The organism is Enterobacter sp. Taxon_2 (assembly GCF_058355295.1).
Genome location: NZ_CM178024.1, coordinates 1,023,513 through 1,048,395, shown reverse-complemented (window position 1 = coordinate 1,048,395; position 24,883 = coordinate 1,023,513). Strand labels below are relative to the sequence as shown.

Genomic DNA, 24,883 nt, shown 5'->3' with positions numbered 1-24,883 from the left:
GGCCCATTATTGTGGCACAGCGACGCCGTTAAAACATGTGAGCGCTTCGCAAAATTAGACAACCCGCTCCGGCTGCACGATTTCAGCAACGCGCGGCTTCTGGCGGAACCAGGGCAGACAGAGCTGGATAAGCGGGCCAATGGTCAGGGCATACAGTACGGTTCCCACCCCAAACGTGCCGCCAAGCACGCACCCAATCAGCAGGACGGACACCTCAATGGAGGTGCGCACGCTGCGAATGGACCACCCCAGACGGGCATGAATGCCGGTCATCAGGCCGTCGCGTGGGCCAGGACCAAAACCTGCGCCAATGTACATGCTGGTCGCAATCGCGTTCATCACGATACCCGACACCAGGAAAGCGATGCGAACAGGTAACGAATCCAGTTCCGGAATAAGCGCCATGCTGGCGTCCGCCGCCAGACCGATACAAATCACGTTGCTGATGGTGCCCAGGCCCGGCATCTGGCGCAGGGGGATCCACAGCAGCAGCACCGCAGCACCGGTCACAATGATCACCGTCCCGATCGTCATCCCCAGCTGCATCCCCACCCCAAGGTGAAAAACATCCCAGGGATCGACACCCAAATCGGAACGAATAAACATTGCGGTGGAAAGGCCATACAGTCCTAAACCGACATAGAGTTGTAGCAGACGACGTACCATTTTTATCTTCTCCAGTGAACCAGGCTTTCATCCTGACCTAAAATGGCACTATGATTAATGTCCAGTTTTCAAATAGTGGACTGCATATGTCATCACGTCGCTTCGGAAGCCAGTCTCTGGTACGCCTTTTAGGCCACTGGCAGCAAGCCTCATCTCGTACCCCGCTCTGGCGACAGCTGGCCGACGCGTTGCGTCTGTTAATCCTTGATGGACGTCTGGCGCTGAATACACGGCTACCGGGCGAGCGTGAGCTGGCCTCCGCGCTGGACGTAAGCCGGACCACCATCAGCAGCGCCCTCGCCCATCTGCGCGAGGAGGGTTATCTTGAAAGCCGCCACGGTAGCGGGTCACGCGTGCTCCTCCCGGATACGCGCGCCGTTCCCACCCTTTCAGCGGCAAGTGCCGCACTGGATCTCTCTACTGCAGCCCTCAATGCCGGGCCGGAGATCCATCAGGCTTATGCCCATGCGCTCACGGCCATTACGCAGCATCTCTCGCTGACGGGCTACGATCAGCTTGGACTGCCTACGCTGCGGGAGGCCATCGCTGCGCGCTATACCGCGCGGGGTCTTCCCACCCGCGCAGACGAAGTGATGGTGGTCAATGGCGCCGTCAGCGGCTTTGCGCTGGTGCTGCGGATGATGACCGGGCCGGGGGATCGCGTCGTGGTCGATCACCCCACCTATCCGCTGGCGATTGCCGCCATTCAGGGAGCGCAGTGTCGGCCCGTGGGGGTGTCGCTACCGGAAATCGGCTGGGATACGGATGGCTTCGCGGCAACGCTTGCCCAGACGGCACCTCGCCTGGCGTATCTGATGCCTGATTTTCATAACCCCACCGGGCGCTGTATGGATATCACGACCCGTCGGGCCATCACGGATATTGCTGCCCAAACCCGCACGGCGCTGGTGGTGGATGAAACAATGGTGGATCTCTGGTTTGACGCGCCTCCCCCGCCACCGCTGGCCGCTTTTAACCCGCAGGCCACCGTCATCACCTTAGGTTCTGCCGGAAAAAGCTTCTGGGGAGGGCTGCGCCTTGGCTGGATCCGCGCCTCCTCGCGCACGATCGCCACGCTTGCCCAGACGCGGGATACTCTGGATTTAGGCTCGCCGCTGCTGGAACAGCTGGCGATGCTGTGGCTCATTAACAACAGCGAGACGTTTCTGCCCGCGCGCCGGAAGATGCTGGCGGAACGACGCGATCGATGCGGTGAACTGTTGCGCGAACATTTCCCGGACTGGAAATTCCATGAAGCGGAAGGCGGGCTCTCTTACTGGATTGAGCTGCCAGGCATGCTGGCGACACAGCTTGCCGCGCGGGCTGAGATTCTGGGGATCAATCTGGGAACCGGTACGCGGTTTGGTTTATCTGGCGCATTTGATCGCTATTTACGGATGCCCTTCTCGCTCGAATCGGCAGAGCTTGAACAGGCGTTGCTGAGGATCAAACCGCTATGGCTCGCCCTGAATAAAAACGTGCCATCGTTAAAACGCAGCGTGATCTAATATTAAAAATTTTGAAGCAGATCATAAAAAATAAAAACTGCTGACTGTCACGGATACAGTCAGCAGTTTTCACTAGTCAGGAGTTAATGCTGAGCAGGAATAGGAAAACCTTTCAGTGAAATAACGAAGTTTTCACCGTCTTTCTTTATTTTTGCGCCGGTATCACACCAGTCAGACGCAATACGAAAGAACTCATCACTTCCGACATTCCAGCCAAGACGTACATGCTTCACGTAGCCTGAACGCAACAGATCGCAGGCCTCTTTGTAGTCACTGGCAGTTGACAGTTGTTGTTTCATTTTCTCTTCTTCAGAAGTTTGCGTAGAGCTTTGATTTCTTTAGGAGTAAAAGGAGAAACACTCTCTTCTTCCGTGTGCTGATTATCAATATCCTCTTCCGATACTCCCGCCTCTTCTACTGCTTCGAACGCCAGCAGCAGCAGTTTCTCTGTCGTCACGCTTAAATTCTCGTTATTCACTTCCGCATAGTGGCGAAGTCTTTCTTTCAGCGCATCATCAATCTTAACGTTTAATACCGCTGTAGCCATGTTTGTCACTTCCCTTCGGAATAAGTACTTTATTTAATACACGAAGTTAACAATGTTATCCAGATATATATTTTTTTGAGGTATGGAAGAAAATAACCGTCCAATAATAAAATGACAGTCTATTATTACAGGTTTATGACAATAATATTTCAGCGCGATGAAATATATATTACACGATATAGGCATAATATTAGTATGGGATAGTAGTTTAAAGGGAGAGGTAAAGCAGGAAGATCGTATGAGGGCAGAAATGGGTGGGGGCCCTGCCAGCTACATCCCGGCACACACGTCGTCTGCCCTGGCTGCTTCCTTCCGGACCTGACCTGGTGAACAGAGTAGCGTTGCGGGAGAACCAACAGAGCCCCCATTGAGAGCGTTGATAACCAACGCGCTGGCGCATTATCCCTGTGCGAAGGCCCAATTGCAAGCCGCCAGGAACCGGATGCTGGTTTCTTGCGCAAACAGGCGCAGCAATCATGAAGATCCTGGTTTACCATAGCTTTCCAGAAACTCCCCACAGGTGAAGGTATGGACGAACACGACTCCTTTCCACAGCGCGTATGGCAAATCGTGGCCTCAATCCCGGAAGGCTATGTAACCACCTATGGTGATGTCGCACGCCTGGCCGGTTCACCGCGCGCGGCGCGACAGGTTGGAGGCGTCCTGAAACGGCTGCCGGAAGGCAGTACGTTGCCCTGGCATCGGGTGGTGAATCGTCATGGCGTCATCTCACTCACCGGGCCGGATCTCCAGCGTCAGCGTCAGGCGTTACTTTCAGAGGGGGTGCAGGTGTCAGGGTCGGGTCAGATCGATTTGCAGAAATTTCGCTGGGAATATTGACCCCTCTCCCGGAGGAGAGGGGCAATGCAGATATTACATCTGAGTCGGTGGGGTTGGCAGGGACGGCTGATTGGTCTGCGGCGCGACCGGCACTTCGGTCTGCTGCACAGGCACCAGGTTCAGGTCGATTTTGGTCCCACCGTTGTTAATCGCTTCCTGGACCGTATCGGTGATAAAGACCAGCTTACCGTTGATTGTTACCGCTGCGCTCAGCAGGATACGGGCGTTAGGCTGCACGTCCGACGGGTTATACGGCAACACGAAGCTAAACGGCGCCTGCTTGCCTTCAGTACGAACGGCACGCTGAGCCACGACTTTCGACGGTGCGTCGGCCAGGGAAGCATCAGACAGCGTCACGGTTAATACCGCATCCGGCGGCAGCGCAACTCTCTGTTTAATCCAGATGGTACCGGAAACGTTAGGCTGCTGAATGGATTGCTGCGAAAGGGTATTAATCCCGTTCGGGTCTGCTGCTGGCACTGGCACCTGGGCGCTCTTACCGGCACAGGCGGACAACGCCACCGCAATAGCTACACCACTTAGCATGGGCACGAGTTTCATTGAAGTCTCCTTATCAATGCACCAGCGGGATCGATCCCATCCGATGTCGTTTCAATCACATAACGTAGTTAAGTGTGGCACAACTCACTGATTAATGCCTGAAATCATCCTGATATTCAGATTATTCTACCCATCGGACCACTTTCATTTCTGCGTTATACTCAGCCTATCTTTCGCTACGGCGTTTATTGAGGACAACTATGAGTCAGGCACTGAACAATCTGCTGACATTACTGAACCTGGAAAAAATTGAGGAAGGACTCTTTCGCGGACAGAGCGAAGATTTAGGTTTACGCCAGGTCTTCGGGGGGCAAGTCGTCGGACAAGCTCTGTACGCAGCAAAGGAGACTGTCCCGGCAGACCGTCTGGTGCATTCGTTCCACAGCTACTTCTTACGCCCTGGCGATAGCGCGAAACCCATCGTGTATGACGTTGAAGTTCTGCGAGACGGCAACAGCTTCAGCGCGCGCCGCGTCGCGGCCATTCAGAACGGTAAGCCGATCTTTTACATGACCGCCTCTTTCCAGGCGCCAGAGCCGGGTTATGAGCATCAGAAAGTCATGCCCCCTGCCCCCTCGCCGGACGATCTCAAATCGGAGACGGATATCGCTCGTGCGCTGGCGCATCTGCTTCCGCCTCAGGTCAAAGAAAAGTTTCTCTGCGATAAACCGCTGGAGATCCGCCCGGTTGAGTTCCATAACCCGATGAAGGGCCACACCGCCGAGCCAAAGCGCCAGGTGTGGATCCGGGCTAACGGCACCGTGCCGGAAGATTTCCGAGTGCATCAGTATCTGCTGGGCTACGCGTCTGATTTCAACTTCCTGCCGGTGGCGCTGCAGCCGCACGGCGTCGGCTTCCTCGAAAAAGGGATGCAGGTCGCGACGATCGATCACTCGATGTGGTTCCACCGTCCCTTCAACATGAATGAGTGGCTGCTCTACAGCGTGGAGAGTACGTCGGCGTCGAGCGCTCGCGGGTTTGTGCGTGGGGAGTTTTATACCCAGGACGGCGTGCTGGTCGCTTCAACGGTGCAGGAAGGGGTAATGCGTAATCGCGGGTGATTATGTGCGGCCTGATGCCCTCACCCTGACCCTCTCCCACAGGGAGAGGGAATACACACTAAAAACGGCAACCTGAGGTTGCCGTTTTGCTGTTTATTAGGCGTTATACGCATTCTCGCCGTGGCTGTTGACGTCCAGACCTTCGCGTTCCTGCTCTTCAGGGACACGCAGACCGACGGTCATATCCGCCAGTTTGTAGCCAATGAAAGCGACAACGGCAGACCACACCACGGTGATAGCAATACTTTCCAGCTGCACCAGCACCTGATGAACCATAGTGACGCCTTCAGCGTAGCCCACACCACCCAGCGATTTCGCCGCGAAGATACCGGTCATGATACAGCCGACGATACCGCACACGCCGTGCACGCCAAACACATCGCATGGGTCATCCACGCGCAGCAGACGTTTCAGTGCAGTCACGCCCCACAGACCCGCCAGACCGGACACCAGGCCGACCAGCAGCGCACCGCCCACACCGACATAACCACATGCTGGGGTGATGCCAACCAGACCGGCGATGGCACCCGAACAGGCACCCAGCAAAGAAGGTTTACCGCGTACCGCCCACTCGCCAAATACCCAGGAGAGGATTGCACCCGCCGTGGCCACAACGGTGTTCACGAAGGCCAGCGCGGCGATTTCGTTTGCTGCACTTGCTGAGCCGGCGTTGAAGCCAAACCAGCCAAAGTAGAGGATAGCCGTACCGGTAAAGACCATCGGCAGGTTGTGCGGTTTAAACGCTTCTTTACCGAAGCCCACGCGTTTGCCAATCAGGTAGGCACCCACCAGACCCGCTACCGCGGCGTTGATGTGAACAACGGTACCGCCCGCAAAGTCCAGCGCACCATGCGTTGCCAGCAGACCGCCACCCCAGACCATGTGCGCAATCGGCACATAGGAGAGCGTCAGCCAGACCACCACGAAGATCAGGACCGCAGAGAAACGAATACGCTCGGCGAGCGCGCCCACAATCAGCCCGACGGTAATACAGGCGAAGGAGCCCTGGAACGCCACGTGAATATACTGATAGAAGCTGCCCATCAGCGCGGTCAGCTCAATATTTTTCAGCATCACCCAGTCGAAGTTACCAAAGAACGCGTTGCCCGTGCCGAACGCCAGCGAGTAACCGTAAACCACCCACAGCACGCAGACCAGTGCGAACGTCACGGCAACCTGCGTCAGCATGGAGAGAACGTTTTTGCCACGGATCAGGCCGCCGTAGAACAGCGCAATACCCGGAATGGACATGAACAGCACCAGCGCGGTGCTGATCATCATAAAGGCGTTATCGGCTTTGTCGACCACCGCAGGGGTAGCAGCCAGCGCCAGGCCCGGCAGCAGTGCCAGCGAACCCAGACCCGTTTTAAGTGTTGCTATCTTCATTTTCTCGATCCCTATCACTGTGTGCCAGGCGTTAATTACAGAGCCGCTTCGTCAGATTCGCCGGTACGAATGCGAATGACGCGCTGCAGTTCGGCAACGAAAATTTTGCCGTCGCCAATTTTGCCGGTATAGGCCGCTTTGCTAATGACATCAATGACTTCGTCAAGCTGATCGTCAGCAATCGCGACATCAATTTTTACTTTTGGCAGAAAGTTAACGCTGTATTCCGCCCCGCGATAAAGCTCGGCATGCCCCTTCTGACGACCAAAGCCTTTCACTTCGGTGACAGTCAGTCCCTGAATACCCATTGAAGACAACGCTTCGCGCACGTCTTCGAGTTTGAATGGTTTGATTACAACCGTAACCAGCTTCATAGATCCCCTCCAGTCAGAATTCGGTAATGGCCGCAGCTTACGCAGAAGGTATTGCAAGGGGTGTGCCAGAAATGAAAACGAAGGGGAACAACGGTGTGATGAGCGTTACACGGTTCTGTTAAACGCCCGGGTGAAAAAAAACGCACCATGCCGGTGCAGGGTGCGTTTCAGTTTTGCACCAACAGGAATGACTGTTAGCGCGCCGCCTCATTTTAGTGCATCAGGCGCTAAGCGACTCTTCATCACGCACGCTGGCGGCCAGCTCTTCGCCCGCCAGCTGCAGCTGGTACATCTGCCAGTAGCGCCCTTTTGCTTCCAGCAGCTCGCGGTGCGTACCGCGCTCAACGGCCTGTCCGCGATGCAGCACCAGAATGGTATCCGCATCGACGACGGTGGAAAGGCGGTGGGCAATCACCACCAGCGTCGTATGATCGCGTACCGCGGCCAGCGCCTGCTGGATAGCCTGCTCGGTGCCGGAGTCAATACTGGCCGTCGCTTCATCCAGAATCAGTATCTGCGGCGTTTCAATCAGCACCCGCGCCAGTGCCAGAAGCTGCTTTTGCCCGACAGAGAGATTGTTCCCCTGCTCGCCCAGCTTCGTGTTGATCCCGTCGCTGAACCCGCGCGCCAGCTCTGCCAGCTGCACTTTTTCCAGCACGTCCCAGACCTGCTCCTGGGTGTAGTCTCGCCCCAGGGTCACGTTGGCGTAGAAGGTATCGGCCAGAACGACCGGATCCTGCTGCACCATCGCAACGCCTTTGCGTAACACGGTGTGGCTGAGAGACGCAAGCGGGCGTCCGTCGAGGCGGATTTCACCTTGCTTGACCGGGTAATAGCCCATCAACAGGCTGGCAAGCGTGCTCTTACCACTGCCGGTATGCCCCACCAGCGCCACAAAACCGCGCGACGGAACGTCAAGCGTGATGTCCTGCAACACCAGGCGGTCTTCGCGATAGGCAAACGAGACGTTATCAAAGGCGATAGCCCCGCTTTGCAGAGGTCGCTCATCATTGCCGTAGGCCTGACGCGGCCGGTCCATCAGCTCAAAGACGCGCTCACCGGCGACGACCGCCTGTTGCAGCATCGATTGCTGCGTAGTGAGCTCGATCAGCGGCTCGTTGAGGCGTCCCAGATAGCTAATAAAAGCGTACAGCACGCCCACTTCAATCGTACCGTTTGAGCTCAGGCCAAAGAGCATCAGCAGCCCACACAGCACCAGCGCCGAGAAAAGGCTCAGCAGCGGTCGCAGCAGGAAACCGTCCAGGCGCAGCGTCTGCATACGCGCCATATAGTGCGAACGGCTGGCTTCGCCCATGCGTTCGCCAAAGCGCGCCTGCTGGCGGAACTGCTGGATGACGCTCATGCCGTTGATCACTTCGTTGAAGCCATCATTGATGTCAGCCAGGTAAGCGCGCACCCGACGCACAATCGGCGTGCTGTAGCGCTGGTAAATCACCATAACAATCAGCACCGCCGGGAAGATGGTGATCGCCACCAGCGCCATGCGCCAGTCGAGGCTGAACATCGCCACCAGCATCGCGCCAATCAGCGCCGCGCTGCGTAATACCGTCGCGACCACGGTGACGTACAGATCGCGGATCACCTCGGTATCGTTGGTCACGCGCGAAATCACCTGCCCGACCGGCTGGATATCAAACTCGCTGAGCGGCTGGCGAAGCGCCGCGTCCATCACGTCCGTACGCAGCTGCTGTACAACGCCCACGGCTGCACGGTTAAACAGCAGCGACTGAGCATAGTGCAACCCTGCCGCCGTCAGCTGTAAGCCGACGTAGGCCACGCCTAAACCCGCCACCAGACCCAGCGGTAGATAGCTTTTGGCGACCATGTTGTCGATAAAATAGCTGATGAGCAGCGGACCGCTCACCTCGGCAATTGCCGCAATCCAGAGTAAAAGCACGGCCACCGAGAGCGGTTTACGCCACGGCGAGCCGTAGGCCAGCAGACGTTTGAGCGTCGGCCACATCGTTCCGAGCTTACGCATTGGCGGCCTCCTCATCCTGCTCCGGCGCATCGTCCAGCGCCGCTTCAAGCTGTTGATAGCGGTACATATCGCGATACCAGCCCGGCTGCTCGGCCAGCGTTTCATGCTGCCCGCGCTGGGCAATGTGCCCGTGTTGTAAGACCAGAATTTCGCTGGCTTCGGTGAGCGCTGACAAACGGTGGGCGCTGATAATCACCGTGCGTCCGTCGCCCCACTGGCGCAGGTTATGCAGGATTTCGTGCTCGGTACGGCCATCCACGGCAGAAAGCGCATCATCCAGGATCAGGATTTCCGCATTCAGCAGCAGCGCGCGGGCAATGGAGATACGCTGTTTTTGCCCGCCGGACAGCATGACGCCGCGTTCCCCGACTTCGGTGTCGTAGCCCTGCGGCAGGCGCAAAATGTCATCATGTACGCTGGCTAAACGCGCCACATGCTCGATCTCTTCCTGCGTTGCTGCCGGGCACCCAAGCGCGATGTTGTTCGCCACGGTGTCAGAAAAAAGAAACGGCGCCTGGCTGACAACCGCCAGGCGACCACGCCACTCATCCAGCAGCAGGCTGGTGAGCGGAATATCATGGAAGCGAATATCGCCCTGCGTAACGTCAAAGTGGCGCTGGAGCAGCGACAGCACGGTACTTTTGCCGGATCCCGTCGGGCCGCAGATGCCCAGCATCTGGCCCGGCTGTAGGGTAAAGCTGACGTTCTCCAGTACCGGATGCTCCGTATGCGGATAGATAAACTGCCGGACGTCGACGGTCATGACGCCGCGCCCTTCAGGTACCGCGTCGCTGCCGTCAACGACCACCGGCGCTTCGGCCAGCATGGCGCGAATGCGGCTATAGGCGGCGCTGCCGCGCTCCACGATGTTAAACATCCAGGCCAGCGCCAACATCGGCCAGATCATGAGCCCCAGATACATCGCAAAACTGGTTAATTGCCCCAGGGTCAACGAGCCCTGCACCACCATCCAGCTGCCGCCGCCAATCGCCAAAAGGTTCGCCATGCCAATCGCGATATAAATGGTCGGGTCAAAGCGGGCGTCGATACGCGCGACGCGCATGTTTTTCGCTCCCGTGTCCGCCGCATCGGCCGCAAACAGCGCAGATTGCCGGTCTTCCAGGCCAAACGCTTTGATCATGCGAATGCTGGTCATGCTCTCCTGGGTGCGATCGTTCAGAGACGAAAACGCCGCCTGCGCCAGCTTAAAGCGCTCGTGCAGCTGTTCACCATAGCGATTGATCGCCAGCGCCATGATCGGCATCGGCAGAAGAGCGAGCAGGGTCAACTGCCAGCTGATCTGCGTGGACATCACGATCAGCACCGCGCAGCCCATCACCAACGAGTCCACCAGCGTCAGCACCCCTTCCCCGGCGGCAAAGACCACGCGATCGACATCGTTAGTGGCGCGGGCGATGAGATCCCCGGTACGGTGGCGCAGATAAAATTCAGGATGCTGTCGGCTCAGCTGGCGGTAAAAATCTTCACGCAGCTCAACGGCCAGCTGATAGGACGCACCAAACAGCAGCACGCGCCAGACGTAGCGCAGCAGATAAACAATGACCGCCGTCAGCACCAGCGTGCCGACCCACATCAACACCCGTGCGGTGGTGTAATGCTGTTCGGTGACGCCATCCACGACGTACCCCACCACTTTCGGCGGGATCAGCTGCAGGATGGCAATGATAATAAGCAGGGCTACTGCACCGAGGTAGCGTTGCCACTCCCGACGAAAGTACCAGCTTAATTGGGCAAATAATCGCACGCGGTTTGTTCCTGAAGGTATTTTACGAAGTTATTCAATAGGTAATGCTGTGGTGTATTTAATCTGTTCCATGGCGAAACTTGAGGTGACGTCCGACAAACCGGGTACGCTGTTCACCAGCCGCTTGTAGAAATCATCATAGCGCTTCATGTCGGCCACCTGGACGCGCATCAGGTAATCGTACTCGCCGGCCATGCGCCAGAAACCGAGCACCTCGGGCATCTCAGACACCTGAGTGACGAAGCGGCAATACCACTCGCTGCTGTGATGCTGGGTTTTAATCAACACAAATGCCGTCAGCCCAAGCCCCAGCTTTTCGGGATCTAATAACGCGACGCGCCCCAGAAGAATGCCGTCATCTTCCAGCTTCTTAAGACGCTTCCAGCACGGGGTGGTGGTCAGATTAACGGCATCTGCCAGCGCCTGCAAAGAGAGGGTACAGTCATTTTGCAGCAATGAAAGGAGCTTGCGGTCAATTTTATCTAGCATACCCACCTCATAGAGAAAATTTTTCTCCCTTCATTCTATTTTAAAGGCCAGATAGCAACAATTTTTTCTGTGCTTTTCGCTATGCTAGGCACAAAATGACAAACGGATAACGACGATGAATAGCACCTGGGTTAAACATGCGATCAGCGAAATCAATGCCGACTATCAGCGCTCGGCGGATACGCACCTGATTCGCCTTTCCCTGCCGGGATTTGACGGCATTCAGCTCTATCTGAAAGACGAAAGCACCCATCCTACCGGTAGCCTGAAGCATCGCCTGGCGCGCTCGCTGTTTTTATACGGTTTGTGTAACGGCTGGATCAAAGAAGGCACCACCATCATTGAATCCTCATCCGGTTCAACGGCGGTGTCCGAAGCCTATTTTGCCCGCCTGCTGGGCCTGCCGTTTATCGCGGTGATGCCGTCATGCACCGCAAAACGCAAAATCGAGCAGATCGAATTTTACGGCGGTCGCTGCCACTTTGTGGAAAGCGCCTGCGAAATCTACGCCGCCTCCGAAATGCTGGCCCGCGAGCTGAACGGCCACTACATGGACCAGTTCACCTTCGCCGAGCGCGCAACGGACTGGCGCGGCAATAACAACATTGCCGACAGTATCTTCCGCCAGATGACCCACGAACCGCATCCGGTTCCGTCGTATATTGTCATGAGCGCCGGTACCGGCGGCACCTCAGCCACGATCGGACGCTACATCCGCTGTCAGGGCTACGATACCCAGCTGATGGTGGTTGACCCGCAGAACTCCGTGTTCCTCGACTACTGGCAAAATCGCGATGCCAGTCTGCGCAGCCCGGTGGGCAGTAAAATTGAAGGGATTGGCCGCCCGCGCGTGGAGCCCTCTTTCATCCCCGACGTGGTGGACGAGATGATGCGCGTATCGGATGCCGCCAGCGTGGCAACGGCGCACTGGCTGGAAACGCAGCTTGGCCGCAAGGTGGGTGCCTCCACGGGCACAAATATGTGGGGCGCGCTGCAGCTTGCCGCACGTATGCGCGAAGAGGGTCGCACCGGTTCCATCGTCACGCTGCTGTGTGACAGCGGCGAGCGTTATCTTGAGACCTACTACAACGCGGAGTGGGTGCAGGCCAACATTGGCGACATCACGCCGTGGAAAGCGCAGATTGCGCAGCTTGTGAAATAAAAAAAAGCCAGACCGAAGTCTGGCTTGCTGGAAGGGTCTCACTATTCGGGGGAATATGGGAGGTTGTTGTTGTCCAGCCAATGCGTCAAAAAATGGGACACCGCTTCATTACGGCAGTGACCAATAACCGGCAGATGAGGAAGTTCTGCTTTCAGCTGCGCCATCGCATTCCCCATGATCAGACCGCGACCTACGCTGCCCAGCATTTCGCGGTCGTTCATGGCGTCACCAAACGCCATACACTCCTGCAGCGTTAAGCCCAGGTGGTCGCTCAGAACCGCCAGAGCGGAACCTTTGTTACAGCCCACCGGCAGCACTTCCAGGCAATCCACCGCCGAGAAGGTCAGGTGCGCCCGGTCGCCCAGCGCCTCATTCAGTTGAATCCGTAAGCGGCACAGATCGTCGTGATCGCCGCAGAAGCAGATCTTAGTTACCGCATGGGCGGGGATCCGACGCAGATCGATAAGCTGGTATTTAAAGCCGCTGTAAACATGCGCGTGCAATAATTCCGGGATGTCGCTTCCGGTAAACCAGCCCCGATCGTTAAAGACGTGGATGCTGGCCTGCGTGTCCCAGGTGCTGTGCAGCACGATGTCCGCCACTTCCGGGTTGAGATCCTGTCGGTGCAGCACGTCGCCTTCTACGGAGTGAATTCGCGTCCCGTTGCCGGTGATCAGAAAGGCGTCGAGGGAAAACGCCCCCAGCAGGTGGCGCATTTCCAGCACATGACGCCCGGTGGCAAACGTCAGGGTGACATTACGCTCGTGCAGGCGCTTCAGCGTGTTCAGGGTTTTTTCCCCTAAACGGTGATCCGGCATTAACAGCGTACCGTCCATATCAAATGCAGCGAGCCGAGCCATGATTACTCCCGAAATGTGATGCGGTTAACTTGTGCATCAGTATCGTGTGAGATATACGGAAGTAATAGTGAATAGATGATAATTATTGTTCCGGGTTTCTTATGCGCCAGCTCAATCGACTCAACCAGTATCACCGCCTGTGGCAGCCTTCCCTGGGTGCAACGCAACAGGTCACCATCAGCGAGCTGGCCGCCCGCTGTTTTTGTAGCGAGCGGCATGTCCGAACGCTGCTGCGTCAGGCCCAGGAGGCGGGCTGGCTGAGCTGGCGATCGCAGTCTGGCCGCGGTAAGCGGGGTGAGCTTACGTTCCATGTCACGCCGGAGTCACTGCGCAATGCGATGATGGAGGAGGCGCTGAAGAGCGGGCAGCAGCATAACGCGCTGGAACTGGCCCAGCTTGCCCCCGCAGAATTACGATCGTTGCTGCATCCGTTTTTAGGCGGGCAGTGGCAAAACGACACGCCAACGCTGCGTATCCCCTATTACCGCTCACTGGATCCGCTTCAGCCGGGTTTTTTACCTGGTCGGGCGGAGCAGCATCTTGCGGGACAGGTATTCTCCGGACTGACGCGATTTCACGGCAACAGCAGTGAACCCACGGGCGATCTCGCTCATCACTGGGAGGTGTCTACGGACGGTTTGCGCTGGCATTTTTATATACGTTCCACCTTACACTGGCATAACGGCGATAAGGTCGAAACCGGACAGCTTCAGCAAAGCCTGAATGCGCTTTTTGCCTTACCCGCCCTGCGTAAACTATTCCAGAGCGTCCTGCGCATTGACGTCACCCATCCCCAGTGTCTGACATTCACACTGCACCAGCCGGATTACTGGCTGGCACACCGCCTCGCCACCTACTGTAGTCGGCTTGCACATCCCGAACAGCCCCTGACGGGCTGCGGTCCCTTCCGACTCAGCGTGTATGAGCCGGATCTGGTTCGTCTGGAAAGCCACGAACAGTACCATCTCAGCCACCCGCTGCTTAAGGCTATCGAATACTGGATCACACCGTCGCTGTTTGACTATGGGCTGGGTACCAGCTGTCGCCATCCGGTGCAGATCGCCATTGGCGAGCCGGATGAACTGGAGAGTCTGCGCCTGGTGACGAACAGCACCAGTCTGGGCTTTTGTTATCTCACCCTGAAGCAAAGCCCGCGTCTGAGTGAAATGCAGGCACGACGGCTCATTAACATCATTCATCTCTCATCGCTTCTGCACACGCTTCCGCTCAACGAAGGGCTGATTACCCCAACAGAGGAGTTACTGCCAGGATGGGCAATCCCTCAGTGGTCGGATTTAACTCATGTCTCTCTGCCGACTAAGTTAACCCTGATTTACCATTTACCGGTTGAGTTACACACGATGGCGCGTCAGCTAAAACAGTATCTTGCGCAGCAGGGCTGCGAGCTAACGGTTATCTTTCACGACGCAAAAACCTGGGACGGATGCCAGCAACTGGCGGACGCGGACCTCATGATGGGTGACAGGCTGATTGGCGAAGCGCCGGAATATACGCTTGAACAGTGGCTGCGCTGTGATGCCCTATGGCCACACGTGCTTAGCGCACCGCAATATGCTCATCTGCAGGCCACCCTGGATGCGGTACAGGCCCAGGCCGACGAGCAGGCCAGACATGCCGGGCTCAGGGCCATTTTCTCCCGGCTCATGGAAAAGGCGGTGATCACCCCACTGTTCAATTATCAATACCAGATCAGCGCCCCGCCGGGAGTTAACGGCATACGCCTCAATACCCGCGGCTGGTTTGACTTTACCGAAGCCTGGCTGCCCGCCCCTAAATCGTGAAGAAGCTGGTCGCCGTCGTGGTCTGACGGTAACATAACGTTTTTACCGTAACAGTCGAGATGATTTATGAAACGTGCCGTCGTCGTGTTCAGCGGAGGACAAGACTCTACTACCTGCCTGGTTCAGGCTCTTCATCAGTACGATGAAGTTCACTGTGTGACTTTCGATTATGGTCAGCGTCATCGCGCTGAAATCGACGTTGCCCGTGAACTTGCCCTGAAACTGGGCGCACGCGCGCACAAGGTGCTGGACGTTACGCTGTTAAATGAGCTGGCCGTAAGCAGCCTCACCCGGGACAGTATTCCCGTCCCGGACTACGAACCTGATGCCAGCGGCATTCCGAATACCTTCGTGCCGGGTCGTAATATCCTCTTCCTGACCCTGACGGCGATCTACGCCTACCAGGTAAAAGCCGAAGCGGTGATCACGGGCGTGTGCGAGACCGACTTCTCCGGCTACCCCGACTGTCGTGATGAGTTCGTGAAAGCGTTAAACCACGCCGTCAATCTGGGGATGGCGAAAGAGACGCGCTTTGAAACCCCGCTGATGTGGCTGGATAAAGCCGAAACCTGGGCGCTGGCGGACTACTGGGGCAAGCTGGACCTTGTTCGCAGCGAAACACTTACCTGCTATAACGGTATCAAAGGCGACGGTTGCGGCCAGTGCGCGGCCTGTAATCTTCGCGCTAACGGGCTGAACCACTATCTGGCCGATAAAGCCGGCGTGATGGCCGTGATGCAGAAAAAGACCGGGCTTAAATAGGGCTATTTGACCGTGCTGTCGAACAGTTTCACACCGGCAGCACGGGTGACTTTCATCAGCGTTGTCAGCGTTGGGTTGCCGTTGTCTGATAAGGTTCGGTATAGCTGCTGGCGGGACAGACCTGCTTTGGTAGCGATTTCACCTATGCCACCGCGGGATTCGATAACACGTCTTAACGCGATTAAGTATGCAGGGATCCCCTGGTCTTCATAGATCTCTTCCAGGGCTGTTTGCAGATAACGCTGAGCGTAGGAAGGATTCTCCCGCAGCATTTTCACAACAGCATCATGGTGGTTAACGGAGCTCGAATATTTTCGTTCAGCGGCACTCATTGGAATGTCCTTTTGTTTGATGATCTTTCCAGTAATCTACTGCCAGTTGGATATCTGCTTTTTGGCTCTTTTTGTCACCACCGATCAGTAACAATAAAACCTGCCGATTCTCTACTGAAAAATAGATTCTGTAGCCGGGGCCACTGTCGACTCGCATCTCCCAAACACCTTCCCTGAGATACCTGTAATCGCCAAAATTACGTTTTATCGCAAGGTTAATCCGCATAAGGATCCGGAAAACCATATCCGGATCCTTTCGATTCATTCTGGCTACCCACTCTTCAAACGGCACTTTTCCGTCACGGGTCCGGTAACGTTCAACAACGTAGTCCCTGTCCATTATTCTATCCCTGAAAAACCCTGTTGTCTTTTATAAAAGACAAATTCCTACGCGATCATCAACTCCAGCTTTTCCCGCAATTCCCCTTCCAACGGCAGCGCTTTCTGCGTTTTCAGATCGATACAGACAAAAGTAATCAGCGCATCAGCCACCACCTGCCCTTCTGGATCGAGCGTCACCACCTGGCTTAGCACCCCGCTTTTGCCGTTGATCTGCTGCACCTGGCTGGTCACCGTGAGCACATCGCCCAGCACGGCCGGACGCCGGTAGTTGATATTGATATTGACGACCACAAACGCGATGTTGTGCGCGGTCAGCCACTGAAAACTTTCTCTATTTTCCAGCCCGTCCCAGCGCGCTTCTTCAAGAAACTCAAGATAGCGAGCGTTGTTCACATGCTGGTAAACGTCGAGATGAAAACCGCGTACTTTGATTTTTGTCTGCATAGCGCAATTGCCTTTACTGTTATTGTAGGATGAGAGGTCATAACTGGTATGACCTCTTTATCCTGGCAAAATTTTGCCGCAGTGCAAGAAATTGCGTAATTACAGCGTCAGGTGTGAGAGATTGCGCTCAACCAGTGCGCCCCCCATTCCCGGCACCTGTTTGAGATCGTCGACCGTTTTGAAAGGACCATACTCTTCGCGGTAGCTGACGATGGCCTGCGCTTTTTTCAGGCCGACGCCATTCATCACGCGGGCCAGATCTTCCGCCGAGGCCGAATTGATACTCACCCGCGTACCGTCATCATCCACGTTTTTACCGACGTCAGTCGCTTTGGTTTGCCCTTGCACCGGCGCGGCTGCGTCGGACTTGCTCTGCGTAGCCTGTGGTTTGGCGGCGGGCGTCGCCGCCAGCGCGCCCGCGCTCATCCCGGTGGTGGCAATAGCCAGCGTAATTAACAGTGCTTTGATTCCACATTTCATGCTGTTATCTCCTTGTTTGTTGACAGCCACGTCACGATAGCCGCCAGATAAACCCGGTACAAACAGCAGATTGCAGAAATGGAAAAGGCCGCGAAAGCGGCCTTTAGTTATTGCAGAGCGTTACGAAAATCTGCGAGCAGACACGTAATTACTGCTGCTGAGTCATCACATCACCCAGCTTGATTTTGGCTTCTTTACGCAGGTTGCTCATCATGGCTTCAAAGGCAATCTGAGCATTGTTCTGGGTAATCCCCTGAACCATCGCTTTCTTCTGCGCGTCTGGCAGGGTGCCGGCTTTCACTTCATCCAGCGCCAGCAGAACGACGTTCCCCTGCGCATCGGTGGTGGTACCGAAGCTTGGCTTGTCCTTCGCAGGCAGAGTCAGAGCAAACGCGGCCTGGCTGATTGGGTCCTGGCCGGTACGGCTCAGCGTTTTCGCTTCACCGAAGCTCAGGCCAGCCGCTTTCAGCGCGTCTTCTTTACCCGCTTTCAAATCAGACAGAATCTTCTCAGCATCCAGTTTCGCCTGCTGTTCCGCTTTGTTGTGCTTAACCTGGGCAACGACCTGATCCTTCACGTCCGCCAGCGGTTTGACCGCTTCTGGCTTGTGCTCGCTGACGCGCAACACAAACGCACGATCGCCGTCGACGGTAATGATGTCAGAGTTACTGCCCGGCGTGCCGTTCTCGCCCACCAGACCACCATTGAAGATGGCATCGGAAACCGGTTTAAAGTTCAGCTCTTCCGGCAGGTTGTCACGACCAAACCAGCCCGTCTCAACCGCCTTCACACCCGCCGCCTGCTCTGCACCCGCCAGAGATTCGTTGTCGTTGCTGGCAGCATCGCTCACCTTCTGCTGCAGCGCGTAGTAGGCATCCAGCGCTTTTTCCTGTTTCACTTTCGCCGCAATATCGTCGCGAACCTCAGCCAGAGGCTTGGTTTTCGCCACGGTGATGTCGTCCAGACGCACGACCAAGAAACCAACGGAAGACTTGATGACGCCAGAAAGTTGACCTTTATCTTTCAGACCGGCATTTTTCAGCTCATCCGGTGTAGTCGCGTCTTCCAGCCATCCCATATCACCGCCGTTTTTCGCAGAGATAATGTCGGTGGATTTCGCTTTCGCAACGGTCGCGAAATCAGCGCCTTTATTCAGCTCTTCCAGTACCGCTTTGGCATCAGCCTCGGTCTTCGTCTGAATCACGCTGTAGCGGTTACGCTGCGGCTGAGTGAACTGATCCTGATGCTGGTCGTAGTAAGACTGGATTTCCGCATCAGACGCGGTTTCCTGCAGCGCGGCAGCATCCAGCTTGATGTAGCTCACACGGAACTGCTCTGGAGAAACAAAGGAATTCTTGTTCTGCTCGTAGTAAGCGTTAACGTCAGCGTCGCTCACCTGCTGTTTCGCCGCCAGGGCGTTCACATCAATAGTCGCTTCGCGTACAACGCGCTGCTGCGCCACCAGCGCGGCCAGTTCGTCCGTTTCACCTTTGAGCATGAAATCGGTGCCCACAACGGCATTGATGAGCTGCTGGGTGGTCAGCTGATTACGCAGAGCCTGCGCGTACTGATCGGCCGTCATGCCCATCTGGTTGACGATGCTGTTATAACGCGCGTTGTCGAATTTACCGTTAGACTGGAAAGCCTGGGTGGAGAAGATGGCTTTTTTCACCTGCTCATCGCTGATGCCAAGGCCCAGTTTTTTGGCATACTGATCCAGAAGCGCTTCGTCGATAAGACGGTTCAGTGTCTGTTGGCGCAGGGTCTTCATGTACCCTTCGTTCGCCGCCAGTTCAGAGAATTGGTCGCCCAGCTGTTGCTGCATACGGTTACGTTCACCGGCAAAAGCATTCTCGAACTGACCACGGCTGATCTCCTGGCCATTCACTTTTGCGGCATAGTTTGCGCCACCGCCAATAAGGTAACTGCTCACGCCGGTCAATATGAACGACACGATAATGATACCGAAAATAATCTTGAGCACGAGACTGTTAGCAGCCGTGCGTAAGCTGTCCATCATGGTGTAACAACACTCCGCTGTAGGTGACTGGTTACCTGACGCTGACGGAAAATCCTGCCCGTCGCGCGTGAAGGTGTATTGTGACAAGAAAACGGGGCGATTGTCAGCCCACAACTCGCATAAACTCGCACAAATCAGGTCTGGACAAACAAAAAAGGCACATCAAATGATGCGCCCTTGTACTTTCCGGCTTCCCTGAAACGGGAAAGCAATCAGTTTACTGCGTCTTTCAGCGCTTTACCTGCACGGAAACCCGGCACTTTAGCAGCAGCAATGGTGATCTCTTTACCGGTCTGAGGGTTGCGGCCAGTACGGGCAGCACGCTCTTTAACAGCAAAAGTACCGAAGCCTACCAGTGCAACGTCGTCCCCAGCCTGCAGAGATTCAGTAACAGAAGCAATTAATGCATCTAAGGCACGTCCAGCTGCAGCTTTAGAAATATCAGCACCAGCAGCAATTTTGTCAATCAGTTGAGATTTATTCACTGTTCTCTTCCTCTCTTTATAATTTATATCGCGCCTGAATCCTTCACAACGCGACCGCGCAGCAGTTATATCAGGCCTGCCATGACCTTACAACACCCGTTGTTGATGGCTGACCTAATCAGCAATCTAAATTAGCTATACAAAAAAAGGCTGGCAAGTGCGAAATGACTTACCAGCCTTGTTTTTATTAACGCTCTTTGCGCGAGGTCACTATTTTGCGGTTACAACCTGCATTCCGGAGGGTTCATTCTGCAGTGCGAGACTAAGAACTTCCTCAATTCGCTTCACAGGATGAATCTGCAGATCGGCAATCACGTTGTCCGGAATCTCTTCCAGATCGCGTTTATTTTCGTAAGGGATCAATACGGTTTTGATCCCACCGCGGTGCGCCGCCAGCAGTTTTTCTTTTAAACCACCAATCGGCAGAACCTGACCACGCAGCGTGATTTCACCGGTCATTGCCACATCAGCACGCACCGGGTTCCCTGTCAGACAGGAAACCAGAGCGGTACACATGGCAATACCCGCGCTTGGACCATCTTTCGGCGTCGCCCCTTCAGGTACGTGCACGTGGATGTCGCGTTTTTCGTAGAAATCAGGGTTGATACCCAGTTTCTCCGCACGCGCACGCACCACGGTCAGCGCCGCCTGGATGGACTCCTGCATCACTTCACCCAGCGAGCCGGTGTAAGTCAGTTTGCCTTTACCTGGCACACAGGCGGTTTCGATGGTCAGCAGATCGCCACCCACTTCCGTCCATGCCAGGCCAGTCACCTGACCAACGCGGTTTTCGTTGTCCGCGCGACCGTAGTCGAAGCGCTGGACGCCCAGGTACGCGTGCAGATTGTCGCCGTTAATCACAATGTGTTTCAGACTCTTATCCAGCAGCAGCTGTTTCACCGCTTTACGACACAGTTTAGAGATTTCACGCTCAAGACTACGCACGCCCGCTTCACGGGTGTAGTAGCGAATGATGCCGATAATCGCGCTGTCCTCGACGGTCAGCTCGTTGGCTTTCAGCGCGTTACGCTCGATCTGTTTCGGCAGCAGGTGCTGCTTAGCAATGTTCAGCTTCTCATCTTCGGTATAACCGGAGAGACGGATCACTTCCATACGGTCCAGCAGCGGGGCCGGAATGTTCATGGAGTTGGAGGTCGCCACGAACATCACATCGCTCAGGTCGTAGTCCACTTCCAGGTAGTGATCGCTGAACGCCACGTTCTGTTCTGGATCAAGCACTTCCAGCAGTGCAGACGCAGGGTCGCCACGCATGTCCGACGACATCTTATCGATCTCATCGAGCAGGAACAGCGGGTTTTTAACCCCCACTTTTGCCATCTTCTGGATCAGTTTACCCGGCATAGAACCGATGTAGGTACGGCGGTGACCGCGGATTTCCGCCTCATCGCGTACGCCACCCAGCGCCATACGGATATACTTACGTCCGGTCGCTTTGGCGATGGACTGACCCAGAGAGGTTTTACCCACCCCCGGCGGTCCGACCAGGCACAGAATTGGGCCTTTGATTTTGTTTACACGGCTCTGTACCGCGAGGTACTCAAGAATGCGGTCTTTCACGCGTTCCAGGCCGTAGTGGTCGGTATCCAGGATTTCCTGCGCCTGACGCAGGTCTTTTTTGACCTTGCTGCGGGCGTTCCACGGAACCTGCACCATCCACTCAATGTAGCCGCGTACAACGGTCGCTTCAGCCGACATCGGAGACATCATTTTCAGCTTCTGCAGTTCTGCTTCGGCTTTCTCTTTCGCCTCTTTCGGCATCTTCGCCGCATCGATCTTACGCTTCAGCGCTTCGTTTTCGTCCGGCGCATCGTCCATCTCGCCCAGTTCTTTCTGAATGGCCTTCATTTGCTCATTCAGATAGTACTCACGCTGAGATTTCTCCATCTGCTTTTTCACGCGGTTGCGAATGCGCTTCTCAACCTGCAGCAGATCGATTTCAGACTCCATCATCGCCATCAGGTATTCCAGACGTTCGTTAACGTCGGACATTTCCAGCACGGACTGTTTGTCAGCCAGCTTCAGCGGCATATGGGCAGCGATGGTGTCCGCCAGACGTGCAGGATCGTCGATGCTGTTCAGCGACGTCAGCACTTCTGGTGGGATTTTCTTGTTCAGCTTGATATAGCCTTCAAACTGGCTAATCGCGGTGCGCACCAGCACTTCCTGCTCGCGCTCATCAAGCTCAGGCGAATCAAGGTACTCTGCCTTCGCAGAGAAGTGCTCGCCATCGTCTGACAGAGTGGTAATACGCGCACGCTGCAGCCCTTCTACCAGCACCTTCACGGTGCCGTCAGGCAGCTTCAGCATCTGCAAAATAGAGGCCACGGTCCCGACGGTGAAAAGATCGTTTACACCCGGCTCATCCGTTGATGCTTCTTTCTGCGCCACCAGCATGATTTTTTTATCATGATCCATAGCGGCTTCGAGGCAACGGATAGATTTTTCCCGCCCTACAAATAAGGGTATGACCATGTGCGGATAAACCACCACATCGCGCAACGGCAATACGGGGATTTCAATGCGTTCAGAACGCTCAGGATTCATAGAGCTCTCTCTTAGTTAGTGTCCGCCAGGTAAGCTGGTCATGTCACTGTGCTTCACATAACCATTAACATGTATCCAGTATATGGGGATGTTTCCCACACATTCAACGCTATGAATACGGAAAAAGTAAAGGGGAGATAAAATCCCCCCTTTTTGATTAACTGCTTGTATGATTTGGTGAATTATTCGCCAGATGCCTGCTGTGCTTCCGGTTTGCCGTAAATCAGCAACGGCTTGGTTTGACCGCTGATGACGGACTCGTCAATCACCACTTTCTCAACGTCTTCCATCGATGGCAGATCGTACATGGTGTCGAGCAGTGCCGCTTCAACGATAGAACGCAGGCCACGGGCGCCGGTTTTACGGATCATCGCTTTCTTGGCAATGGCATCCAGCGCTTCGTCGCGGAATTCCAGGTCAACGCCTTCCAGATTGAACAGCGCCTGATACTGCTTGGTCAGCGCATTTTTTGGCTCTTTCAGGATCTGGATCAGCGCATCTTCACTCAGCTCATTCAGCGTTGCCACAACCGGCAGACGGCCGATGAATTCAGGGATCAGACCGAATTTGATCAGATCTTCTGGTTCAACCTGAGACAGCAGTTCACCTTCGTTTGGTTTTTCGGACGTCGATTTCACCGTTGCGCCAAAACCAATGCCGGAGCCGGTTTCAACACGGTGGGAGATGACTTTATCCAGACCAGCGAACGCACCACCACAGATGAACAGGATCTTGGAGGTATCAACCTGCAGGAACTCCTGCTGAGGATGTTTACGACCACCCTGTGGCGGAACAGCGGCAACCGTACCTTCGATCAGCTTCAGCAGTGCCTGCTGTACGCCTTCACCCGATACGTCACGGGTAATGGACGGGTTGTCGGATTTACGAGAGATCTTGTCGATCTCATCGATGTAAACAATCCCACGCTGGGCTTTCTGTACGTCGTAATCGCATTTCTGCAGCAGTTTCTGGATGATGTTCTCAACATCCTCACCCACATAACCGGCCTCGGTCAGGGTGGTGGCATCCGCCATCGTGAACGGAACATCAAGCAGACGCGCCAGGGTTTCAGCCAGCAGCGTTTTACCGGAACCGGTTGGGCCGATCAGCAGAATGTTACTTTTACCCAGTTCTACGCCATTGCTGGTGTCGCCGTTACGCAGACGTTTGTAGTGGTTATAGACCGCTACCGCCAGCACTTTCTTGGCCTGCTCCTGTCCGATGACGTAGTCGTCAAGGTGATGACGAATTTCATGCGGCGTTGGCAGCGCGCTGCGCTCACGGTGCGGTGCGACTTCTTTAATCTCTTCGCGAATGATGTCGTTACATAAATCGACACATTCGTCGCAGATATACACGGACGGCCCGGCAATCAGTTTACGCACTTCATGCTGGCTTTTGCCGCAAAAAGAGCAGTACAGCAGTTTGCCCGAACCATCTTTGCGTTTATCTGTCATGAGTCCAAACCTCTTTTTAAGTTCTTTGTGCCGCACATGACGACGCAAATGCCAATCTAAGACGCAAGCTGCAATAAGCAGCGTGCCGCCCTACCTTAGTATAGCGGCACACTCGCGTCGCGGGCATCAATTACGATGGGTCAACACGGAGTCGACTAAGCCGTACTCAACTGCCTCTGGTGCAGAGAGGAAGCGATCGCGCTCGGTATCGCGCTCGATCTGCTCGAGTGGTTGACCCGTATGCTGCGCCATAAGTTCATTCATGCGCGCTTTTACTTTCAGAATTTCGCGGGCGTGGATTTCGATATCCGTCGCCTGCCCCTGGTAACCGCCCAGCGGCTGGTGAATCATCACGCGGGAATTTGGCAAGCAGAAACGCTTCCCTTTCGCCCCTGCTGTTAACAGGAACGCGCCCATAGATGCAGCCTGACCCATACAGATAGTGCTGACATCTGGCTTGATGAATTGCATGGTGTCATAAATGGACATCCCCGCTGTAATCACGCCCCCCGGGGAGTTGATGTACAGGTAAATGTCTTTTTCCGGGTTTTCCGCTTCCAGAAACAGCATCTGCGCCACGATCAGGTTAGCCATGTGGTCTTCCACCTGGCCGGTAAGAAAGATAACGCGTTCCTTGAGCAGACGGGAATAGATATCAAAAGATCGCTCACCACGTGAGGTCTGTTCAATAACCATTGGCACCAGAGCCATATGGGGTGCAAAGTTATCTCGTTCGCCACTGTATGACATTTCCGTCTCCTGGATCTAAATTGAAAACACCTGCTGTACTGATTGTAACCTTATGGACGGATTATCAGCCAGTCTCATTCATCGTGATTACGTACTTATGGGGTTCACAGTGCCCTATTTCAAGCATAACAACCTTTTGTTGTTACGCTAACACTGAAAGGGCGTTTTAGCACTCTTCCTGGGCTATTGGTGTGATAAAAAAAACCCGTCACCAAAAGGCAAC

Annotated in this window: 25 protein-coding genes and 1 other RNA gene; 6 read left to right on the top strand and 20 right to left on the bottom strand. The window is 55.2% G+C overall.

The window, feature by feature from the left end; translation table 11 throughout:
- Positions 1-54: 54 nt before the first annotated feature.
- On the bottom strand, positions 55-666 hold the full coding sequence (gene yczE, locus AC4IC4_RS04840; protein WP_032646175.1) for a membrane protein YczE: 612 nt from the start codon (positions 664-666) through the stop codon (positions 55-57).
- 86 nt (positions 667-752) lie between these two features.
- Between yczE and yczR the strand changes: the two genes are divergently transcribed.
- The gene (gene yczR / locus AC4IC4_RS04835) at positions 753-2,174 is read left to right on the top strand and encodes a MocR-like transcription factor YczR (protein WP_491472251.1); all 1,422 of its coding nucleotides are present in this window, start codon (positions 753-755) and stop codon (positions 2,172-2,174) included.
- 83 nt (positions 2,175-2,257) lie between these two features.
- Here the strand turns inward: yczR and AC4IC4_RS04830 are convergent, their stop codons facing one another.
- The 3 genes from AC4IC4_RS04830 to ffs form a co-directional block, all read right to left on the bottom strand.
- The gene (locus AC4IC4_RS04830) at positions 2,258-2,473 is read right to left on the bottom strand and encodes a hypothetical protein (RefSeq protein ID WP_008503298.1); all 216 of its coding nucleotides are present in this window, start codon (positions 2,471-2,473) and stop codon (positions 2,258-2,260) included.
- The gene (locus tag AC4IC4_RS04825) at positions 2,470-2,721 is read right to left on the bottom strand and encodes a hypothetical protein (RefSeq protein ID WP_023310587.1); all 252 of its coding nucleotides are present in this window, start codon (positions 2,719-2,721) and stop codon (positions 2,470-2,472) included. Before AC4IC4_RS04825 ends, AC4IC4_RS04830 begins: the two co-directional genes overlap by 4 nt.
- 261 nt (positions 2,722-2,982) lie before the next feature.
- Positions 2,983-3,079, bottom strand: an RNA gene (ffs, locus tag AC4IC4_RS04820) — signal recognition particle sRNA small type.
- A gap of 170 nt (positions 3,080-3,249) precedes the next feature.
- On the opposite strand from ffs, the gene AC4IC4_RS04815 reads away from it, so the two are divergent.
- Positions 3,250-3,561: an MGMT family protein gene (locus AC4IC4_RS04815; RefSeq protein WP_024906834.1), complete on the top strand. Its 312-nt coding sequence runs from the start codon at positions 3,250-3,252 to the stop codon at positions 3,559-3,561.
- 33 nt (positions 3,562-3,594) lie between these two features.
- Here AC4IC4_RS04815 and AC4IC4_RS04810 read toward each other — a convergent pair whose 3' ends face one another.
- Positions 3,595-4,122: a YbaY family lipoprotein gene (locus AC4IC4_RS04810; protein WP_024906833.1), complete on the bottom strand. Its 528-nt coding sequence runs from the start codon at positions 4,120-4,122 to the stop codon at positions 3,595-3,597.
- A 200-nt stretch (positions 4,123-4,322) separates the two neighbouring features.
- Between AC4IC4_RS04810 and tesB the strand changes: the two genes are divergently transcribed.
- Positions 4,323-5,183: an acyl-CoA thioesterase II gene (gene tesB, locus AC4IC4_RS04805; RefSeq protein ID WP_023293157.1), complete on the top strand. Its 861-nt coding sequence runs from the start codon at positions 4,323-4,325 to the stop codon at positions 5,181-5,183.
- A gap of 96 nt (positions 5,184-5,279) precedes the next feature.
- On the opposite strand, the gene amtB is transcribed toward tesB, so the two are convergent.
- From amtB to AC4IC4_RS04780, 5 genes are all read right to left on the bottom strand, one after another.
- Positions 5,280-6,569 (bottom strand): ammonium transporter AmtB, encoded by a 1,290-nt coding sequence (gene amtB, locus AC4IC4_RS04800; protein ID WP_024906831.1) that lies wholly within the window; start codon positions 6,567-6,569, stop codon positions 5,280-5,282.
- A gap of 35 nt (positions 6,570-6,604) precedes the next feature.
- Complete coding sequence (glnK, locus tag AC4IC4_RS04795; protein ID WP_008503304.1) at positions 6,605-6,943, bottom strand: P-II family nitrogen regulator; 339 nt, start codon at positions 6,941-6,943, stop codon at positions 6,605-6,607.
- A gap of 220 nt (positions 6,944-7,163) precedes the next feature.
- The gene (locus AC4IC4_RS04790) at positions 7,164-8,945 is read right to left on the bottom strand and encodes a SmdB family multidrug efflux ABC transporter permease/ATP-binding protein (protein ID WP_032646170.1); all 1,782 of its coding nucleotides are present in this window, start codon (positions 8,943-8,945) and stop codon (positions 7,164-7,166) included.
- Positions 8,938-10,710 (bottom strand): SmdA family multidrug ABC transporter permease/ATP-binding protein, encoded by a 1,773-nt coding sequence (locus AC4IC4_RS04785; protein ID WP_491472250.1) that lies wholly within the window; start codon positions 10,708-10,710, stop codon positions 8,938-8,940. The genes AC4IC4_RS04790 and AC4IC4_RS04785 overlap by 8 nt, the downstream gene beginning before the upstream one ends.
- A gap of 30 nt (positions 10,711-10,740) precedes the next feature.
- Positions 10,741-11,199: an Lrp/AsnC family transcriptional regulator gene (locus tag AC4IC4_RS04780; protein ID WP_023310581.1), complete on the bottom strand. Its 459-nt coding sequence runs from the start codon at positions 11,197-11,199 to the stop codon at positions 10,741-10,743.
- 115 nt (positions 11,200-11,314) lie between these two features.
- On the opposite strand from AC4IC4_RS04780, the gene AC4IC4_RS04775 reads away from it, so the two are divergent.
- A complete protein-coding gene (locus AC4IC4_RS04775; RefSeq protein WP_491472249.1) occupies positions 11,315-12,361 on the top strand; it encodes a PLP-dependent cysteine synthase family protein in 1,047 nt (348 codons plus the stop codon).
- Positions 12,362-12,402: 41 nt separating this feature from the next.
- Here AC4IC4_RS04775 and cof read toward each other — a convergent pair whose 3' ends face one another.
- Positions 12,403-13,221 carry an HMP-PP phosphatase gene (gene cof, locus AC4IC4_RS04770; RefSeq protein WP_024906827.1) on the bottom strand — a complete coding sequence of 273 codons (819 nt, stop codon included), beginning with the start codon at positions 13,219-13,221 and terminating at the stop codon, positions 12,403-12,405.
- A 101-nt stretch (positions 13,222-13,322) separates the two neighbouring features.
- On the opposite strand from cof, the gene AC4IC4_RS04765 reads away from it, so the two are divergent.
- Both AC4IC4_RS04765 and queC read left to right on the top strand, forming a co-directional pair.
- Positions 13,323-15,023: an SgrR family transcriptional regulator gene (locus AC4IC4_RS04765; protein WP_491472248.1), complete on the top strand. Its 1,701-nt coding sequence runs from the start codon at positions 13,323-13,325 to the stop codon at positions 15,021-15,023.
- A 66-nt stretch (positions 15,024-15,089) separates the two neighbouring features.
- Positions 15,090-15,785, top strand: coding sequence for a 7-cyano-7-deazaguanine synthase QueC (gene queC, locus AC4IC4_RS04760; protein ID WP_491472247.1), 696 nt, complete (start codon positions 15,090-15,092; stop codon positions 15,783-15,785).
- Between the two features lie 2 nt (positions 15,786-15,787).
- Here the strand turns inward: queC and AC4IC4_RS04755 are convergent, their stop codons facing one another.
- From AC4IC4_RS04755 to clpP, 9 genes are all read right to left on the bottom strand, one after another.
- Complete coding sequence (locus tag AC4IC4_RS04755) at positions 15,788-16,117, bottom strand: addiction module antidote protein (RefSeq protein WP_491472246.1); 330 nt, start codon at positions 16,115-16,117, stop codon at positions 15,788-15,790.
- Entirely contained in the window at positions 16,104-16,457 is a 354-nt protein-coding gene (locus AC4IC4_RS04750) for a type II toxin-antitoxin system RelE/ParE family toxin (RefSeq protein WP_491472245.1), read from the bottom strand. The genes AC4IC4_RS04755 and AC4IC4_RS04750 overlap by 14 nt, the downstream gene beginning before the upstream one ends.
- 47 nt (positions 16,458-16,504) lie before the next feature.
- Entirely contained in the window at positions 16,505-16,903 is a 399-nt protein-coding gene (locus tag AC4IC4_RS04745; protein ID WP_491472244.1) for a YbgC/FadM family acyl-CoA thioesterase, read from the bottom strand.
- A gap of 99 nt (positions 16,904-17,002) precedes the next feature.
- Positions 17,003-17,383: a helix-hairpin-helix domain-containing protein gene (locus AC4IC4_RS04740; RefSeq protein ID WP_491472243.1), complete on the bottom strand. Its 381-nt coding sequence runs from the start codon at positions 17,381-17,383 to the stop codon at positions 17,003-17,005.
- 148 nt (positions 17,384-17,531) lie between these two features.
- Positions 17,532-19,403 carry a peptidylprolyl isomerase gene (gene ppiD / locus AC4IC4_RS04735; RefSeq protein WP_491472242.1) on the bottom strand — a complete coding sequence of 624 codons (1,872 nt, stop codon included), beginning with the start codon at positions 19,401-19,403 and terminating at the stop codon, positions 17,532-17,534.
- A gap of 212 nt (positions 19,404-19,615) precedes the next feature.
- On the bottom strand, positions 19,616-19,888 hold the full coding sequence (gene hupB / locus AC4IC4_RS04730) for a nucleoid-associated protein HU-beta (protein WP_002444653.1): 273 nt from the start codon (positions 19,886-19,888) through the stop codon (positions 19,616-19,618).
- A gap of 210 nt (positions 19,889-20,098) precedes the next feature.
- Positions 20,099-22,453 carry an endopeptidase La gene (gene lon, locus AC4IC4_RS04725; RefSeq protein ID WP_023334706.1) on the bottom strand — a complete coding sequence of 785 codons (2,355 nt, stop codon included), beginning with the start codon at positions 22,451-22,453 and terminating at the stop codon, positions 20,099-20,101.
- 182 nt (positions 22,454-22,635) lie between these two features.
- Positions 22,636-23,910, bottom strand: a complete 1,275-nt coding sequence (gene clpX, locus AC4IC4_RS04720) for an ATP-dependent protease ATP-binding subunit ClpX (protein ID WP_024906819.1) — start codon at positions 23,908-23,910, stop codon at positions 22,636-22,638.
- Positions 23,911-24,036: 126 nt separating this feature from the next.
- Positions 24,037-24,660: an ATP-dependent Clp endopeptidase proteolytic subunit ClpP gene (gene clpP, locus AC4IC4_RS04715; RefSeq protein ID WP_010428105.1), complete on the bottom strand. Its 624-nt coding sequence runs from the start codon at positions 24,658-24,660 to the stop codon at positions 24,037-24,039.
- Positions 24,661-24,883: the final 223 nt, after the last annotated feature.

Bases quoted from the DNA above. Each gene is read 5' to 3' on its own strand.
- yczE (WP_032646175.1), bottom strand. From the start codon at position 666: ATGGTACGTCGTCTGCTACAACTCTATGTCGGTTTAGGACTGTATGGC.
- yczR (WP_491472251.1), top strand. From the start codon at position 753: ATGTCATCACGTCGCTTCGGAAGCCAGTCTCTGGTACGCCTTTTAGGC.
- AC4IC4_RS04830 (WP_008503298.1), bottom strand. From the start codon at position 2,473: ATGAAACAACAACTGTCAACTGCCAGTGACTACAAAGAGGCCTGCGAT.
- AC4IC4_RS04825 (WP_023310587.1), bottom strand. From the start codon at position 2,721: ATGGCTACAGCGGTATTAAACGTTAAGATTGATGATGCGCTGAAAGAA.
- AC4IC4_RS04815 (WP_024906834.1), top strand. From the start codon at position 3,250: ATGGACGAACACGACTCCTTTCCACAGCGCGTATGGCAAATCGTGGCC.
- AC4IC4_RS04810 (WP_024906833.1), bottom strand. From the start codon at position 4,122: ATGAAACTCGTGCCCATGCTAAGTGGTGTAGCTATTGCGGTGGCGTTG.
- tesB (WP_023293157.1), top strand. From the start codon at position 4,323: ATGAGTCAGGCACTGAACAATCTGCTGACATTACTGAACCTGGAAAAA.
- amtB (WP_024906831.1), bottom strand. From the start codon at position 6,569: ATGAAGATAGCAACACTTAAAACGGGTCTGGGTTCGCTGGCACTGCTG.
- glnK (WP_008503304.1), bottom strand. From the start codon at position 6,943: ATGAAGCTGGTTACGGTTGTAATCAAACCATTCAAACTCGAAGACGTG.
- AC4IC4_RS04790 (WP_032646170.1), bottom strand. From the start codon at position 8,945: ATGCGTAAGCTCGGAACGATGTGGCCGACGCTCAAACGTCTGCTGGCC.
- AC4IC4_RS04780 (WP_023310581.1), bottom strand. From the start codon at position 11,199: ATGCTAGATAAAATTGACCGCAAGCTCCTTTCATTGCTGCAAAATGAC.
- AC4IC4_RS04775 (WP_491472249.1), top strand. From the start codon at position 11,315: ATGAATAGCACCTGGGTTAAACATGCGATCAGCGAAATCAATGCCGAC.
- cof (WP_024906827.1), bottom strand. From the start codon at position 13,221: ATGGCTCGGCTCGCTGCATTTGATATGGACGGTACGCTGTTAATGCCG.
- AC4IC4_RS04765 (WP_491472248.1), top strand. From the start codon at position 13,323: ATGCGCCAGCTCAATCGACTCAACCAGTATCACCGCCTGTGGCAGCCT.
- queC (WP_491472247.1), top strand. From the start codon at position 15,090: ATGAAACGTGCCGTCGTCGTGTTCAGCGGAGGACAAGACTCTACTACC.
- AC4IC4_RS04755 (WP_491472246.1), bottom strand. From the start codon at position 16,117: ATGAGTGCCGCTGAACGAAAATATTCGAGCTCCGTTAACCACCATGAT.
- AC4IC4_RS04750 (WP_491472245.1), bottom strand. From the start codon at position 16,457: ATGGACAGGGACTACGTTGTTGAACGTTACCGGACCCGTGACGGAAAA.
- AC4IC4_RS04745 (WP_491472244.1), bottom strand. From the start codon at position 16,903: ATGCAGACAAAAATCAAAGTACGCGGTTTTCATCTCGACGTTTACCAG.
- AC4IC4_RS04740 (WP_491472243.1), bottom strand. From the start codon at position 17,383: ATGAAATGTGGAATCAAAGCACTGTTAATTACGCTGGCTATTGCCACC.
- ppiD (WP_491472242.1), bottom strand. From the start codon at position 19,403: ATGATGGACAGCTTACGCACGGCTGCTAACAGTCTCGTGCTCAAGATT.
- lon (WP_023334706.1), bottom strand. From the start codon at position 22,453: ATGAATCCTGAGCGTTCTGAACGCATTGAAATCCCCGTATTGCCGTTG.
- clpX (WP_024906819.1), bottom strand. From the start codon at position 23,910: ATGACAGATAAACGCAAAGATGGTTCGGGCAAACTGCTGTACTGCTCT.
- clpP (WP_010428105.1), bottom strand. From the start codon at position 24,660: ATGTCATACAGTGGCGAACGAGATAACTTTGCACCCCATATGGCTCTG.